The sequence below is a fragment of the Streptococcus cristatus genome (assembly GCF_003943465.1).
Classification (GTDB): Bacteria; Bacillota; Bacilli; order Lactobacillales; family Streptococcaceae; genus Streptococcus; species Streptococcus cristatus_C.
The window spans coordinates 42,770-59,168 of sequence record NZ_RJPR01000004.1 but is presented as its reverse complement, the minus strand read 5'-3'; the positions used below and the strand labels follow the sequence as shown (position 1 = coordinate 59,168).

Sequence of the window (16,399 nt, the reverse complement as noted above, 5' to 3'; positions counted from 1 at the left end):
ACTTTTTTACACTATTTTTCTTTCACTTCTATTTCTGAATGGCGGTAACCATAGCCAAAGTAAATCAAAATTCCCAAAAGAAGAGCGATTCCAAAGGCCAACCAAGTATCCCACGTGTACTGAGTCATAAAGGAAAGGCAGATGATAATAGATAAAATCGGAGTTAGAGGCACTAGCGGAGTTTTAAACTCTCCTGCCTTGGGCTGCCCCTTTTCCTTACGCAACTTCAAAATGGCAAAGGCCAGCATAATCAGATAAGTCAAGGTACAGATATTGAGGAAAGAGGCGATACTAGCAAGAGGAAAGATACCCGCACAAATAGCTGAGGCAATCCCCACTAAGATAGTAGCATTTTGAGGCACACGGCTAGTAGCAGTTAATTCCTTGAAAGACCGCGGTAAAAGTCCGTCACGCGCTATACTATAAATCATCCGAGACAAGGCATAGGTCATGGAGATACAGACCGTGATCAGAGTCAAAATCGCTACGATAGAAACATAATTGGCAGCCCAATCTAGTCCAATACTGCGAAGTGAAAAGGCTACTGCATCTGGAACATTTAGCTTGGTATAGTGTACCAATCCTGTCAAGACCAAGGTTACTAAGATATAGAGGATGGTCACAATCCCAAGGGAAAGGACAATGCCGCGTGGCACATTTTTTTGAGGCTCTTTGATCTCATCCACAGACATAGAAATCGACTCAAAGCCCAGAAAGGCAAAGAACATCAAAGAAGCTCCAGCCATAATCCCCGTCTGACCGCCATAGATCTGACCAAAACCGAAAGGCGCAAAGTTAGACCAATTCTCAGGTCGAAGATGGAAAAGCCCAACGAGAATAAAGAGAGCCAAGGCTGAGAATTTGAGGACGACCAAGGCTGAGTTAAAGCGCAGGGCTGCTTTTGAGTTTAGAAGTACTACGCCTGTCACAAAGACCAAAACCAGAATAGGCAACAGATCCACATAAGTACCTGCTTTTGGATTGAATGTGCCATTCAAGGCTGTCGGTAGCTGGATATGAAAGCCGCTCAAAAGCCCTTTCAAGTAAGAACCCCAGCCAGAAGCCACACCTGATATAGCTGTCATAAATTCCATGATGGTCAGCCAACCAGCCAGCCAAGCCGGAAATTCTCCTAAAACAGCGTAAATATAGCTGTAAGCTCCGCCATTAGCTGGAACTCGAGAGGCAAATTCCGCATAAAACAGGGCAGAGATGCTGACACACAGGGCAGAAATCACGATCGACACAATCAGAGCTGGACCAGCATAAGTCGCCGCACCAATTCCTGTAACCGTGAAAATCCCTGTACCAACCATGGCACCGATCCCTAAAAGAATCAAATCCATCAGCTTCAGATGCCGCCGCATTCCCGTCCTGTTTTTACTGACATCTTTTTTTCGAAAAATATTCATAAAATCTCCCTCCAAAGCATAGATGGTTTATTATATCATAGATTATTGGATTTACCAAAGTCTCTTTTTATCTGCCCTTTTTCAACGGGCAAAGAAAGCAAAAAAGAAGCTGGGAAACCCCAACTTCTTACATAGAGACAATTTTACGATAACTGCGGGAAGTAATCATGAAGACAATCACATAGCTGATAAAGAAGATTGCACAGACACCCAGTGTCACAGCCAACATGAGAGCTGAGTTAAGAACACCAAGAGCAGACAAGATCAAGCTCAGCATATGATAGGCAAAAGTCAGATGGATAAAGGCAAAGGCCAGCGGCAGGAAGAAAACAATCAAGATCTGTTTCCGAATGGTTTGCCTGATTTGCTTTTCATCCAGACCGACCTTTTGTAGAATCACAAAGCGATACCGATCCTCGTACCCTTCTGAAATCTGCTTGTAGTAGATGATGAGAATGGTTCCCAGCATAAAGACGATCGACAAGAAGATACCGATGAAGAACATGCCGCCCAGCATGCCTTTGATTTCTTGCTTATCAAAAGCTGTTACCGAACCATAGACTGCTTGATTTTCAGGCAAGGTCTGATTAAACTGATTCAATTTTTCTTGGTAAGCATCCCTCAGATTACGCTGTTCTTCCGTTGACAGCTTTGTATCAAGCCAACCATAATAATTAAGGTTTACAGCATATTTATCCGTCATTGCAGAGAAGATTTGGTCAGGATTTTTAAGAACCATGTAGATTTTCTCTGGAACGATCATGTTCATCTGATCAGGTAAATGACCAAAGATAAAGTCTTCTTTGAGTTCCTCTTTGATTTTAAAGGTCTGACCAGCCAGCTGTAAGTCTTGCTTGGAATCTAACTTCACGCCTTGCTGGTAGAGTGCCACTTCATCATCCCCAAGATCAAGAGTTTTCCCCGTCATACTTTGATAATCCGCTTCTGAAATAGCCAAAATATACGTTTTCGGTGTGACAAATTTTTGAGCAGCAGCGTTGATATCGAGCTGGTTGTCAGCACGACTTGTCACTCCCATCGTATAGTATGGATAGACACCTTTCTTAGTGACTGGTAACTGCTGTTCATTCACAAACTCTGTCAGCACTTGGTCCATCTGCTCACCTGTGGTTCCTTTTCCTTGAATGCTAAAATCATGAGGAAACATAGCTTTCTGCATGTAGTCACCACCGGCATAGATATTAGCTCCGCCAGATAAGGTTACCAAAACCATGGTTGATAGGATAGCAATTGTCGCTAGCCCCACCGCATTTTTCTTCATGCGGAAAATCAGGTTGGAAACGGAAATCATGTTATTAGGTTGGTAATAATAGGACTTCCTCTTTTTCAAAAATTGTAGAAAGACTGTAATTCCAGCATTAAAGAGTAGATAGGTGCCTAGAATCACAAAGAGCACCGCGACAAAGAATGTAAAGACTGCTGATAAAGGATTGGTCACTCCTAATGCAAGGAAGTAACCGTATGCCAAGGCTGCCAGTCCAAGTAGCGTTTGTAGGAATAAAAAGCGACTTTTCTTTTCTCCGCTATTCTTCTCTTTGACCAATTGCAACGCATCAAGCTTTCTCAGGCGCAGACCATTGCTAATCATCAAGCAGAAAAAGACAAAAGCATAGAAAACAGCAACCGCGATAACGACAGCAGGCTGAAAAGTTGACACCAAGACGACCTTTATCGCCATGATTTTTAGCAAGAGAGCATAGATCAACTGGTCAAATAAGAGTCCAATCCCTAGTCCAAGGATAAGAGTGACCAGACCAAATACCAGTAATTCAATTACCACCATGACAAAGAGGTGGAATTTATTGAGCCCTAGCACACTGTAGAGCCCCAGCTCTTTGGAGCGATTCTTGAAAACAAAGCTATTAGCATAAAAGACGATAATACTGGTCGTGATGCTGACAATCACCATCCCAAAAGATAGCACCATAGAAACGGCGCTTGCCCCCGTCATTTTTACTAAATTAGGATTAAAAGTCAGGGAGAAAAAGATGTAGGAGATGGCGATAGCTAGACAGGTCGCCAGAGCGAACGGATAATAAAGCTTACGATTTTTGATTAAGTTAGAAAGCGCAAGCTTACTAGTTAATCTAAGCATGAGCTTCCACCTCACTTGCCATAACTGTCAGAGTATCGGAAATCTCTTGGAACATCTGCCGCTCGGTCTTGTTGCCACGGAAGATTTGATTGTAGAGAATCCCGTCCTTGATAAAGAGCACCCGCTTGGCACGACTGGCAGCTGAAGTCGAGTGAGTCACCATGAGAATGGTCTGGCCGCGATCATTAATGTCATCAAAGACATCTAAGAGAGCTGCCGAAGACTTAGAATCTAAAGCTCCTGTCGGCTCATCCGCCAGCAAAATCTCAGGATCTGTGATAATGGCGCGGGCTACTGCTACCCGCTGCTTCTGGCCACCGGAAATCTCATAAGGAAACTTCTCTTGTAGCTTGTTAATCCCCAACTCATTGCAGGTGGCAACCAGCTTTTGCATCATCTCGGTAATAGGACGACGAGAGAGCACCAGAGGCAGGAGGATATTATCCTTAACCGATAGGGTGTCCAGCAAGTTAAAATCTTGAAAGACAAAGCCTAATTTCTCCCGACGGAAGCTGGAAGCCTGGCTGTTTTTGATGGTTGCCGTGTCAGTTCCGTTGAGAAAGACGCGACCCTCAGTCGGCTTGTCCAGCATGGCTAGGATATTGAGCAGGGTGGATTTCCCAGAGCCAGACTCACCCATAATGGCGACATATTCGCCTTTTTCTACCGTAAAATGAATGTCCTTCAGTGCCTCCACTTGGCTGCCCTGAAAGCGAGTCTTATAAATCTTTTTCACGTGTTGTACATCTAATAATGTCATACTTGAACCTCTTTTTTTATTTATGTGTAAAATGGTTATTTAACTTAGCTTCCAATGCTTTATTAGCTGGCTCTGCTCCAAGATTACCTGAGCCACTGCCCCTACTGAAAGCAAACTAAAAACGATACTATTATCATACCGAAAAGCCCGATAAGTTTCCATAAGCTAATCTTTCATTTTGGACGCTAATCTTACATTTTTGTCACTTAGCGGTCTTCTAGTTATGGAAATACCTGATTTTCATTAAAGGGAAAGGGCCGTATGATTTGGGTTGTTTTCCCAGTTTGCCTCCCTAAACTTTCAATTCCGTTTGGACAAAAAGGCAGTGGGACTGGGAAAAAGGGCCTAGCCTCTCAATTGTCTTTGGATTGTCGAGCAAGACGCAGTGGTTGAGTGGGCTCTACTACGCTGATTTCATCAGCTTTTACAGCCCTACTCAACTGTGCGGAGGTGGGACGACGAAATCGAATTCTAACGAATTACCGATTTCTGTCCCACTCTCCAGCCCCTTCACTGCATCTGCTTCTTAATGACTATATTGTAACCAGAAATAATACTGGCTTGATGCACAGCCCAGTCTGGTTTTTTCGATTTCTTCCTTAGAAATCTTTTGCGCCTTTGGTGTCTTTTGTTTATGGTTGAAGAGATTTGTTTTCATAGTGGGCCTCCTTTTATTTGGATATTATTTATGATTTGTTTTTCCTTACACCTATATGATATAAAATTCCCCGTCCCACTACCATCGAATAACCTTTCATTTTAAACTTTAAACTTACATTTTTGTCATCTTAAAAAGGATGAGTGATTATCACCCATCCTTTTCCTATAGATTTATCATATAAATCATCCACTCTTAGAATTTAGCTAGGTATTCCTGCACAAGTTTGATGTCTTCTTCCTTGCCACCTCTGTCAATATCGCAGATATGCGGCAGCCCATATTTTTCGATAATCAAAGGTGTAGCCCCGCAGAAGGTCTGTCCATGCTTCACCGAATCTCCATTATTGACAAAGCCTTTAATCAGGCTTGAATGTTTCTTGATGAAGCGTTTGCTTGACCAAGGAATTTTCCCAGCCCCAGCATTTCGCGTAATCAGAATACAAGGTTCTTCCAACTTTTCCTTGATGCTTTGTGTCGGATAACCCAGCAATTCTGCAAATTGCTTCCCAACACCCGTTACTGAATCATAAACTATAATCATTTTTTCCTCCTACTTTCTCAACAAAAGCACTGCCAGAAAAGCAGCAAAGCCTACAACCACTACATCCGATATCAGTTGTAAGAGAATTTCCAAATCAGGCATACTGTGAATATAGAGCAAGATACTGATCACCGTCAAGGCCAAGACCACCAGCTTGACAGCTACTGCTACTCCTGACATCACGAGCAATCCAACCAAGATACAAAGGAGACCACCAATCAAAAAAGACTGAAAGCCTAAACTTAGGCCAAAGCCAAATTCCACACCGCCATAACCAAGGGTCAAAAAACCAATCACAACTAGGCAAACTCCCAAAATAGTCCTTCCACTCAATAGATTTCCACCTTGTTTCATCATCATTTTCCTCACTTTCTTGTTTGAATGAATAACTTATAATATTCATTCACATCTTCTCAAAAAAATATTTTCCTCTAATTTGCTTTCTCCATCGCTCTATATCACACAAATCCACCTCCTTATCTGAATGAATATTTTGATAAATTCATTCACGTCATCTTCCAAGAAAAGGAAATTCTTATTTAGCAAAAATTCCCTTTAAAAAATATTTCACCAAGGTCTCGATACTCTCAAAATAACCTGGAAAATCCTGCTCTGTCACATGCATGTCAATGTAGTAGATCAAATCGTAAGCCTTCATGATTTGGGCGACTTCCTTTTGTGAAAAGCCCTTCTCCTGCAAACGCTGGCTGAAAGTCCGAATCAGAAACTGGTGAAAAGCATTGGCCGCACGGCCAGCATCCTGATTATAGTAGTCGTGCAAGATCTGAGAAATGCCCGGCTTGGTCCACTCAGCCAAAATTTTATTAGGCGAAATCAACTCAAAAGTGACTGCAAAAAGCTGCTCAACGACTGCCTCTGGCTCACCCTGCCAATCCACGCGCTGCATGGTTTCCTCACGTATGCGGTTATTCTCAGCTACATAAACCTCTAAAAAAATAGCTTCCTTGGACTCATAATACTTATAAAAGGAGCCAACAGCCATGCCAGCACGCTTGGTAATATCTGAAATATTCGTCTTTTTATAGCCCTTCTCAGCAAACACCTGCCTAGCCTCAGCCAATAATTCAGCTTTTTTGTCCATGACCTTCTCCTTTTGTGAATGAATTTAATTTTCTATTCATTCAAATTATAACACTTTTAAAATCTTTGTCAAGAAAAGCAGAAATCATACTTTGAAAGGAAGACGGCAGTTTGAGATAATAGCTCCTTTGTTAAATAAAAAAACAAACAAGTTCTCGATAAAACTTGCTTGCATCTTGGATACATTAGTGTTTTCTACGATTTTTTAAGGCCTCGTTGATTTTCTTGGTTTTGATCATCGAATCAACGGAGATAAGAAACCAAACCAAGAGGTAAATCAACACAAAGTTTAGCCAGAAGAACCAGCCGAAAAGCATGGTCCCCCAGCCGTTGCAGATCACAGCTAGACAAACGATGGTCGCTGTCACTACAAAGTGGCAGAAAAGTAGGAAAGGAAATGGAAAGCGATCTGTCGCATCAAAGATATAGCTTGCTACTCCAATCAAGGCGCTGACAAGGAGGACACTGAGAATAGAGCTAGGAGTCAACAAAAATGTTTTTCCTGAGAACAGGCCTACCAGCAGAAAGACCAAGCTACCTGTTCTCAGACCATCCTGCATGCCGATTAGAATTTTTTTAAAGGTCATTATTTTCCTCCTAAATTCCCAAATAGTCCATAAGCAGCTTGACATAACGGCGGCTGACATCGGTTTTGAGCTGATTGCTTAGCTTGGCAGTCATATTACCCGAAAAGCTATCCGACAAGGATTCCAGATGATCGATGTTAATGACTGCATGCCGCGACACCTGAATGAAATTGCGACTATTGAGACGATTTTGAAAACGAGTCAACGTTTCTGTCGTTGTGTAAATGCCCTCGGTACTGTAAATCATCAGGGTTGTCTGATTGATATCAGCCAGGATAATGTCTTCCGTCTTGAGCATGACCAGCTTATCATCCGATTTAATAGGCAGGACACCACTTGGACCAGCCTTATAGTGTTCCAGATAGTCTAGGACGGTCTTGGCCTCGCCAGCCAACTGATCCGCTTTCACGACGACCAGCGGGTCTTGGGAAGAAATCTGAGCATCTTCTTCAAATCTTGTCTGCAAACCTAGGCCTCCTACTTTCTTTACTTGAAGCTCATCCGTCGATTCAGCAGCCAATTTTGACCTAGCCAGAACAGGGCTGCTACCGTGAGCACTACTCCAACTATATAGTATGTTTCTTGGCTTGTCAAGAGCTTTTGCCATTCGATACGGATACCTAGGAGCTTCTCAAAGTCTTGCTGGAGCTGACCCTGACCAGCAAAAACTTCTGTCAGAGAATCCTTCATCAGGACTTGTCTGAAGAGGGAAGCCATGTAGGTTAAGGGAGTCAGTTTCATGAGATTTTGGGCAAGGCTGGGCAGAGTCCCAATCGGAATATAGGTTCCCACTAGAAAACCAGAGGCCGCACCAATGACCGTCGCGTACTGTCCCAAGGAATTCACCGATTTGAAACAAGGAACAACTAGCGCATTGAGGAGACTTGCCAGCAAGCTATTGAGCATCATGAGGCCGACCAGCTGGGGAAGAAGCCCCCAGTCAAAGGAAATCTTGTCCGCTAGAATAAAGTAGGTCAGCATGACAGCAAACATGAAGACCTGCATGACAAAGCCAATCGCAAAGGCACTGATTAGGTAGCTAAACCGCAAGCCCCATTGCCCTAAATCTGTGATAAAGAGGTCGGCAGTCACCTTTCTTTCTCGGTCTTCGGTCTGTTGCGAAAAAGCTGATAGAGTAGTTGTCAAGGCGGTGACAGCCAGTGTTCCGCTAATCAACCAAAAGTCGAGCAGTTCCGTCGCATGGCTACTGTCTGACCAAGAGCCTTTCATGTTGTTCTTTAGGAAAACCAGATATAAAACAAAGGGAATAATGGCTCCAAAGAGAGATAGGATCACCCCACTATGATTGCGAAAATAGAGCAAAAAATTTCGTTTGATCAACATTAACATTTAACGTACCTCTCTTCCTGTCAGAGCCATAAAGGCATCATCCATGGTTCCGGGTTGGAATTCAAATTGTTCAATATAGGAGCCAATCTGGCCCAGCAAAGCCAAGGCTTCCTTCGTCGTCTCTGGATAAAAGAAAAACTCATTTTCCTTGGTTTGCTCCCATTCACAGCTAGTCGGCAAAGCAGCCTTCAAGTCCTCTGAATCTGGGGTCAGAATTCGCAAAACATTGCGGGCATAGCGCTCCTTGATCTGGTCAGCAGAGCCTTGCGCGGTGACTTGACCATGGTCTACGATATAAATCTTATCTGCGTCGTCGGCTTCATTGAGATAGTGGGTTGTCAAAACTACGGTCATCTTTTCCTTCTGCTGCAGGTCTTTGAGTAGCTTCCAGATTCTTTCTCTAATCTGGATATCCAGGCCTGTCGTCGGCTCATCCAGAAAAAGTAAGTCGGGACTATTGAGCAGCGCACGGGCAATGTCCACCCGTCGCTTTTGTCCACCAGAAAGCGTCCCGTAGCGTTGTTTGGCAAAACTAGTCAGCCCCAGTTGCTCAATCAATTGCTCAATCTTACCAGTTTCCACCTGCTTGTACTGCTTGGCACGAATTTGCAGATTTTCAATTACTGTCAAATTGGCATCTAGCACACTATTTTGAAAGACCACACCCAGCTTGGTTTGTTCTGCATAAGTGATTTGTCCTGATGTTGGCTGCAAAAGTCCAATCAACATCTGAATCGTTGTCGATTTTCCTGCTCCATTTGGCCCTAAAATGGCTGTAAAACTACCTGCCTCAATTTCTAAATTCAGGCCATTAACTGCTACCTTGTCTCCATAAACTTTGGTCAGATTTTTTACTTGGACTAACATGTTCTTTTCTCCTGTCTTAACTTCTGAGACTATGATAGCAAGTCTTTTTTAAAAAATCTCGGCTTTTTGGACAAGCGGTAAAATGAGGGAGATGAGTGGTAAAATTCCAGACATTAAAAAATCCCCGACCAGAGGTCAGGGATTTGCTCTTAGCGGGCGACAATCTTGCGGTAACTGCGAGAAGTTAGTAAGAATACTAAAATATAGGTCAGGAGGAAGACGCCGCAAGTTGCAAGTGTTGTCTGGATTAAGAGAGGAAGATTGGTCACTCCCAATAGAGCAACTATCAAGCGCAGCATATGAAAGACTGCTGCTATATGTAGAAAAGCAAAGATGAGAGGTAGGAAGAAAACAGTCAAAATCTGCTTGCGAATGGTACTTCTGGTTTGCTTTTCATCTAAACCAACCTTTTGCAAGATGATAAAGCCATCACGGTCCTCATAGCCTTCAGAGATTTGCTTGTAGTAAATCACAAGAACAGCTCCTAGAAGAAAGATAACGGATAAGAAGACACCGATGAAGAGCAAGGTTCCAGTAAGTTCCTGATAGCTCTTTTCTGCGCTATGACGATCACTAGCCATTGCGTAGCTGCCATCTTGGGCCTGTTCCTGATCCAAAGTATCCCTCAGTCCCAGCTGGACTTGCTCGACAAATTTCTTACTGCCCTTAGTCTCTGAAGCAACTCCAATGTAGTAATAGTGTGCAACATTTAGTCCTACTTCTTTACTATCATTGACCACCATATAGAGGCCCTGCTCCATGGCCACGTCGTTTGGATTAGGGATTTCCCCATGCGTGAAATTCGACGGTAAAATCTGCTTGATCTTCCAGTCCTTACCATTTACTCGGAGAGGTTTATCCTTATTTAAGGAAACATTTTTTCCATAGACAAGAGTTTCATCATCTGCCAAGTCTATCTTTTTCCCTGTCATTTGTTCATAATCCTGACGATTGATAACTGTAATCGTGCCGGCAGACTTGGTCAAGATACTTGGATCCGAATCCAGCTCGCTTTGCGCTGGAACCGTGATATCATTTCCAGCTAGTTTCATGATGAAGGCTGATTGATAGAGATAGGTAGTATAGCTTGGCTTCTTCAGACCTGTATCCTGAGCGACCTGCTGAACCTTATCCAACAGAGCCTCCTTCTGCTCGGTTGATTTCGGCAAGACGACGCTAACATTGTAATCCTTTGGATGCAAGGTAGTAATATAATCCTGACCTCCAACATAGATATTGATTGTACCAACCAAAGTCACAAGGAGCATGGTAGATAGAATGGAGATGGTTGCCAATCCTGCCGCATTTTTACGCATCCGCGAGATGAGATTGGAAACAGAAATGAAATTCTGCGTTTTATAGTAGTAGCCTTTGCGCTTTTTGAGAAATTGCAATAGTGTAATCGAACCGGCATTAAAAAGCAGATAGGTTGCTAGGATAACCATGATCACAGCTACAAAGAAATTGCCGATAGCAGCGACAGGTTTGGTAACGGTCAAAGCCATGTAATAAGCCACTCCCATGAGCAAGAGCCCCAGCAAGGTTTGCACCCAAAGGAAGCGTCCTTTCTTCTCGCCAGCTTTCTTTTCTTTCATTAGGTTAAGAGAGCTATAGCGTAGAAGACGCGTAGAGTTGAGCAACAAAATCACCGCAAAAGCGACACCCAGACTAGCTAGAGTCATCCAGACATTCTGCCATTGGAAGGTCGAGGCAAGAACTGCCGGCATTCCCATCAATTTCAAAAGGACTGCATAGAGCATCTTATCTAAAGCTAGGCCAGACAAGATACCCAGACCGACTGTAGCCAGATAAAAGACACAGAGTTCAAAGAAGGTCATGAGCAGCAAGTGACGCTTCTCCATCCCTAGCACACTATAGACACCAAGCTCACGCGAACGGTTCTTCATGACAAAGCTATTGGCATAGGTGATAAGGATAAGGACGGCAATCTGAATGACTTGGATACCAAACTGCAAAGTCATGCGAGCTGCTGTACCACCATAAGAAGTTTCCATATTTGGACTGTGAGCCAGTGAGACAAAACTATACAAAATCGCTGTTGCCAGTACCGTTGCCAAGGCAAATGGATAATACAAACTGCGATTTTTGATCAGATTTGATAAAGCCAGTTTACTCGTTAGTTTGAACATAATTGCCCACCTCACTTGCCATGACTGTCAGAGTATCGGAAATCTCTTGGAACATCTGCCGCTCGGTCTTGTTGCCGCGGAAGATTTGATTGTAGAGAATCCCGTCTTTTATAAAGAGCACCCGCTTGGCCCGACTAGCCGCCGAAGTCGAGTGAGTTACCATGAGAATGGTCTGGCCGCGATCATTAATGTCATCAAAGACATCTAAGAGAGCTGCCGAAGACTTGGAATCCAAGGCTCCTGTCGGCTCATCTGCCAGCAAAATCTCAGGCTCAGTGATAATAGCACGGGCTACTGCCACTCGCTGCTTCTGACCACCGGAAATTTCATAAGGGAACTTCTCTTGGAGTTTATTTATCCCCAGTTCGTTGCAGGTGGTGACCAACTTTTGCATCATCTCGGTAATGGGACGACGAGAGAGTACCAAGGGTAGGAGAATATTATCCTTGACCGATAATGTATCCAGCAAGTTAAAATCCTGAAAGACAAAGCCTAATTTTTCTCGGCGGAAGCTGGAAGCCTGGCTGTTTTTGATGGTTGCTGTGTCAGTTCCGTTGAGAAAGACGCGGCCCTCAGTCGGCTTGTCCAGCATGGCTAAGATGTTGAGCAGGGTGGATTTCCCAGAACCTGACTCACCCATGATGGCGACATATTCGCCTTTTTCTACCGTAAAGTGAATGTCTTTCAGCGCCTCCACTTGGCTGCCCTGAAAGCGAGTTTTATAAATCTTTTTCACGTGTTGTACATCTAATAAGGTCATCATGATCTCCTTTTCTATAATTCCATTTTAATACAGAAACAGCTTTATTTCCATATTTTACTAATTTTTAAATGCCAATATTTTTATCTCTGCACTAGATAAGCAATCAGTGCGATGATCCAGAGATGGGCTGGGTAAAAGATATAGAAGAAATACTTGCCCCACTTGCCATTATAGCCTCGCTCGCCATTGTAGAGATGGAGGAAGGGCAAGACGGTAATAAAGGCCCAGTCTGAATTGTAGAGCATCATCGAAAGGGTGGCTCCCATGGTTGGGTAGATTTCAATGCTCAGACAGAAGAGCAGAAAAGCCAAGACCATGTAAGAAAAAGTTCTGAGAGCAGGCTGATTGCGGAAGATATAGCTAATCAGCATCAAAGGAATAATGGTCATGCCGCCTTCTGTCAAAAAAACTCCTGCCAAACCGATTAAGACTGCCGCTCCAATCCGAAAATAGCGCTTCTCATCCATAATCTCTTCACTATTTTTGGAAAGACCAAATACAAGATTAAGCACCAGAACGCCACAGGCTAAGCTGAGAAAGATATTATTCTCAAGATGAATCCCCTTGCTATGAAAGAGCATGGTCAGGATGGTATTGCCCAGCTGCATGATAGCCGCCCAGATAAACAAGCGTGCATTGTAGGCCAAGCGGTTGCGCGTATGCAGAAAGCCTTCTACTGCGCTAAAAGCAAACCAAGCAGCTACACAGCGAGTCAGCAGGTGAAAAATCCCGTCCCAGCCCGTCGGCAAAAGCCCTGGAATCTTACCAATATGATCAAAAACCATTAAAAAGGCCATGAAAAGCTTGAGTTGGAAAGCATTTAATCCTCTTGTTTTCATTTCATATCTCCTTGTCTTCTTTATACATCTATCTTACAAAAAAAGAAAGGTCGGTACCATAACCTAACCTTTCAATTTCACTGGCCAACCTTACAAATTTGTAAGAATGCCTTATTCAAATATCATCTTCTTCTCTGAAAAACTAATCATGACAGTCGTTCCCTGGCCGACCTGCGAAGCAATACTGATCTGATGCCCCAGCTCATCTGCGATTTTCTTGGACAGATAAAGTCCTAAGCCAGATGACTGCTGGGTCAGGCGACCATTATAGCCCGAAAAACCTCGCTCGAAAACGCGTAGCAAATCCGCATCTTGAATGCCCAGACCGCTGTCTTTGATATAAAGCCTATCCTCCTGAAAATAAATTTCAATCCCGCCTTGGCTGGTGTATTTCAGACTATTCGACAGCACTTGCTCCAAAATAACGACAAACCATTTCCTGTCTGTGATGATGGTTCGGTCCAGATCATGCAAATTGAGGCTCAAGCCCTTTTGGATAAAGAAAATCGCATACTTCTTGACAATCTCCTTGACCAAGTCTTCAATATTTTCCTTTTTCAAGACCAAATCCTCGTGGAAACTCTCCAAACGAAGGTACTGCAAGACGATATTGACATAGGACTCGATCTTGAAAAGCTCTTGCTCCAGCTGATTCTTGACCTTCTTGTCCTCAATCTCTCCGACCAGCAAGGAACTAGCCGCAATAGGCGTCTTAATCTGATGGGCCCAGAGCGTATAGTAGTCCATCAGGTCATTTAGCTTCTCCCTCTCCTCAATCGCACGGTTCTTCTTGTCCATTTCCAAAAGAGCCAGTTTCTCAAAAAGGAGAACCTCTAAGGCAGTCTGAGGCCGACCTGAGGCATAGAAGAGCTGGTTGCGATATTCCTTATAGGCACTAGCGAGATCCATTCCCAAGAAAAAGCTAGCGAGGAGAAAGGCTAAGAGCAGCTGATACTCTAGCAGGCTGCGCCCGTCTTCAAAAATAAAGGCAAACATCCCCATAATTGAAAATACAATCAGCAAGAGCATCAAGATGAAGCGACGGGAATACAGATGATGCTTCAAAAAGAAAAATTTATCCTGCATGTCCATTGGTCAAACCATATCCTATCCCTTTTTTCGTCTCAATAAAATGCTTCAGACCGTGCTCCTCCAGCTTCTTGCGCAGGCGGGCAACATTGACGGACAAGGTATTGTCATCAATAAAGAAATCGCTGTTCCAGAGCTCCTTCATCAAGTCATCACGCGCCACAATGCTGCCAGAATGCTCAAAGAGCACCCGCAAAATCTGAAATTCATTCTTGGTCAGCGTTACAAGCTCGCCCTCATAGACCAAATCCATGGATTTAAGATTTAAAATCACGCCCTGATATTCCAAAAGGCTTTGATCCGTCCCAAACTCATACGAACGTCGCAGCAGGCCTTGAACTTTTGCCAAAAAGACATTATTATCAAAAGGCTTGGTCACATAGTCATCTGCACCCATATTGATGGCCATGACGATATCCATGGACTGGTCGCGCGAAGACAGAAACATAATCGGTACCGTCGAAATCTTCCGAATTTCCTGGCACCAATGGTAGCCGTTAAAGAGGGGCAGGCCAATATCCATCAGCACCAGCTGGGGCTCCTCCTTGACAAAGGTTGTCAAAACCTGCATAAAATCTTCAATCGCCACAACCTGATAGCCCCATTGCTCCAGCATTTTTTTGATCATTTGACGGATGACCGCATCATCCTCGACCAGTAAAATCTTGTGCATTCCATTTCCTCACTCATTTTTCTTACTGCTATTATATCAAATTCTCCCTTAAATCACAGAGACTTTTTTAGTCTGAAATTTACGTTATTTTCAGAAATTTTCAAGAAATAATTCAAGGAGTATTGACAAAAGTATAGTAAAAAGATAAAATAACACTACATTCAGAATTGTCTGAAAATTCATTTTTTATAATAAGGAGATTATTATGCTAGAACAAACTCAGACATCTACCTGGCAGTCTAAACTAAAAGCCCTAGGTCCTGGGATCCTCATGGCCTCTGCTGCTGTTGGTGGCTCTCACATTGTTTCCTCTGCTCAAGCAGGCGCCAAGTATGGCTGGGCTTTGATGGGACTGGTCATCTTGGCTAACCTCTTCAAATATCCCTTCTTTCGCTTCGGTGCTGAGTACACCTTAGAAACTGGTCACAGCTTGGTTGAAGGCTATGCCCAAAAAGGAAAAGTCTACTTGGGCATCTTCTTCGTTTTAAATGTCTTCTCCGCCTTGGTCAATACAGCAGGGGTTGGGATTCTCTGTGCTGCCATTATCGCCAGCGCCTTTCCAAACGCCCTTGGACTCAGTATTACTCAATGGTCTCTGATCCTCATCATCCTGATCTGGGCAATGCTACTCTTTGGTGGCTACAAGTTCCTCGATGGCCTTGCTAAATGGATCATGTCCGCTCTAACCTTTGCAACCGTTATTGCAGTCATCGTTGCCATTATCAAGCATCCTGAGTACGGAGCAGACTTCGTTGAAAAGACACCTTGGCAAATGGCTGCCTTGCCTTTCATCGTTTCTCTAATGGGCTGGATGCCAGCTCCAATCGAGATTTCAGCAATCAACTCCCTCTGGACTGCTGAGAAAGGAAAATCTGTCAATATCTCTGTCACAGACGGTCTCTTTGACTTTAATGTTGGCTATATCGGTACGGCCATTCTGGCTATCTTCTTCGTCGCTATGGGCGCTCTTATCCAGTATCCAACTGGCCAAGCAGTTCAAGATGCTGGTGCTGCCTACATCCAGCAATTCGTTGGGATGTACGCATCTGTTCTTGGCGACTGGTCACGGATTCTGATTACTTTCATCGCCTTTCTCTGTATCTTTGGTACAGTTATTACCGTTATCGATGGCTATTCCCGTGTAAACGCTGAATCCCTACGCCTCCTTCTCAATGAAGAGAAGACTTCTCAAAAAACTCTGCATATCTGGATGACCGCTACAGCTATTATCGGTGGCGTTATCATCTACTTCTTCCAAGGTAGTGTGGCTCTCATGCTTCGTTTTGCCATGATTGCTTCCTTCCTGACTACTCCATTTTTTGCTCTTCTAAACTATCTCCTCGTTACGAGCGAGAATAAACATCTGAGCAAATGGCTAAAAGGTCTTTCCATCCTTGGTTTGATCTTCCTCTTTGGCTTTGCCTTATTCTTTATCTACGCCATCCTCATCGGTAAGGCTTACTAGATCAAAAGAGCTGGAAATACTGAAGG

At 43.6% G+C, this 16,399-nt stretch carries 16 protein-coding genes and 1 pseudogene; 1 reads left to right on the top strand and 16 read right to left on the bottom strand.

Annotation, left to right across the window (positions count from 1 at the left end):
- Positions 1–11: 11 nt before the first annotated feature.
- The 16 genes and pseudogenes from D8793_RS05820 to D8793_RS05740 all read right to left on the bottom strand — a co-directional run bounded on the left by D8793_RS05820 (position 12) and on the right by D8793_RS05740 (position 14,908).
- Positions 12–1,412, bottom strand: coding sequence for an amino acid permease (locus tag D8793_RS05820; protein ID WP_125371522.1), 1,401 nt, complete (start codon positions 1,410–1,412; stop codon positions 12–14).
- 127 nt (positions 1,413–1,539) lie between these two features.
- Positions 1,540–3,528, bottom strand: a complete 1,989-nt coding sequence (locus tag D8793_RS05815; RefSeq protein WP_125371521.1) for an ABC transporter permease — start codon at positions 3,526–3,528, stop codon at positions 1,540–1,542.
- Positions 3,521–4,288, bottom strand: coding sequence for an ABC transporter ATP-binding protein (locus tag D8793_RS05810; RefSeq protein WP_125371520.1), 768 nt, complete (start codon positions 4,286–4,288; stop codon positions 3,521–3,523). Before D8793_RS05810 ends, D8793_RS05815 begins: the two co-directional genes overlap by 8 nt.
- A gap of 526 nt (positions 4,289–4,814) precedes the next feature.
- Positions 4,815–4,946: a hypothetical protein gene (locus D8793_RS12160; protein WP_260471119.1), complete on the bottom strand. Its 132-nt coding sequence runs from the start codon at positions 4,944–4,946 to the stop codon at positions 4,815–4,817.
- 195 nt (positions 4,947–5,141) lie between these two features.
- Positions 5,142–5,489, bottom strand: coding sequence for a class Ib ribonucleoside-diphosphate reductase assembly flavoprotein NrdI (locus tag D8793_RS05800; RefSeq protein ID WP_125371519.1), 348 nt, complete (start codon positions 5,487–5,489; stop codon positions 5,142–5,144).
- A 9-nt stretch (positions 5,490–5,498) separates the two neighbouring features.
- A complete protein-coding gene (locus D8793_RS05795) occupies positions 5,499–5,846 on the bottom strand; it encodes a hypothetical protein (protein ID WP_185761048.1) in 348 nt (115 codons plus the stop codon).
- Between the two features lie 178 nt (positions 5,847–6,024).
- On the bottom strand, positions 6,025–6,591 hold the full coding sequence (locus D8793_RS05790) for a TetR/AcrR family transcriptional regulator (RefSeq protein WP_125371518.1): 567 nt from the start codon (positions 6,589–6,591) through the stop codon (positions 6,025–6,027).
- Between the two features lie 184 nt (positions 6,592–6,775).
- The gene (locus D8793_RS05785) at positions 6,776–7,177 is read right to left on the bottom strand and encodes a DUF3021 domain-containing protein (RefSeq protein ID WP_048766511.1); all 402 of its coding nucleotides are present in this window, start codon (positions 7,175–7,177) and stop codon (positions 6,776–6,778) included.
- A gap of 10 nt (positions 7,178–7,187) precedes the next feature.
- Positions 7,188–7,643 carry a LytTR family DNA-binding domain-containing protein gene (locus D8793_RS05780; protein WP_125371517.1) on the bottom strand — a complete coding sequence of 152 codons (456 nt, stop codon included), beginning with the start codon at positions 7,641–7,643 and terminating at the stop codon, positions 7,188–7,190.
- Positions 7,644–7,663: 20 nt separating this feature from the next.
- A complete protein-coding gene (locus D8793_RS05775; protein ID WP_125371516.1) occupies positions 7,664–8,527 on the bottom strand; it encodes an ABC transporter permease in 864 nt (287 codons plus the stop codon).
- Between the two features lie 218 nt (positions 8,528–8,745).
- Positions 8,746–9,394 (bottom strand): annotated as a pseudogene (locus D8793_RS05770) (ABC transporter ATP-binding protein); the annotation flags it as partial.
- Between the two features lie 149 nt (positions 9,395–9,543).
- A complete protein-coding gene (locus tag D8793_RS05760) occupies positions 9,544–11,544 on the bottom strand; it encodes an ABC transporter permease (protein WP_125371514.1) in 2,001 nt (666 codons plus the stop codon).
- Positions 11,525–12,304, bottom strand: coding sequence for an ABC transporter ATP-binding protein (locus D8793_RS05755; RefSeq protein WP_005592422.1), 780 nt, complete (start codon positions 12,302–12,304; stop codon positions 11,525–11,527). The genes D8793_RS05760 and D8793_RS05755 overlap by 20 nt, the downstream gene beginning before the upstream one ends.
- Before the next feature lie 83 nt (positions 12,305–12,387).
- Positions 12,388–13,146: a TraX family protein gene (locus D8793_RS05750; protein WP_125371513.1), complete on the bottom strand. Its 759-nt coding sequence runs from the start codon at positions 13,144–13,146 to the stop codon at positions 12,388–12,390.
- A 111-nt stretch (positions 13,147–13,257) separates the two neighbouring features.
- Positions 13,258–14,238: a sensor histidine kinase gene (locus D8793_RS05745; protein WP_125371512.1), complete on the bottom strand. Its 981-nt coding sequence runs from the start codon at positions 14,236–14,238 to the stop codon at positions 13,258–13,260.
- On the bottom strand, positions 14,222–14,908 hold the full coding sequence (locus D8793_RS05740) for a response regulator transcription factor (protein ID WP_037615348.1): 687 nt from the start codon (positions 14,906–14,908) through the stop codon (positions 14,222–14,224). The genes D8793_RS05745 and D8793_RS05740 overlap by 17 nt, the downstream gene beginning before the upstream one ends.
- 205 nt (positions 14,909–15,113) lie before the next feature.
- Between D8793_RS05740 and D8793_RS05735 the strand changes: the two genes are divergently transcribed.
- Positions 15,114–16,373, top strand: coding sequence for an NRAMP family divalent metal transporter (locus tag D8793_RS05735; RefSeq protein ID WP_005590976.1), 1,260 nt, complete (start codon positions 15,114–15,116; stop codon positions 16,371–16,373).
- Positions 16,374–16,399 lie beyond the last annotated feature (26 nt).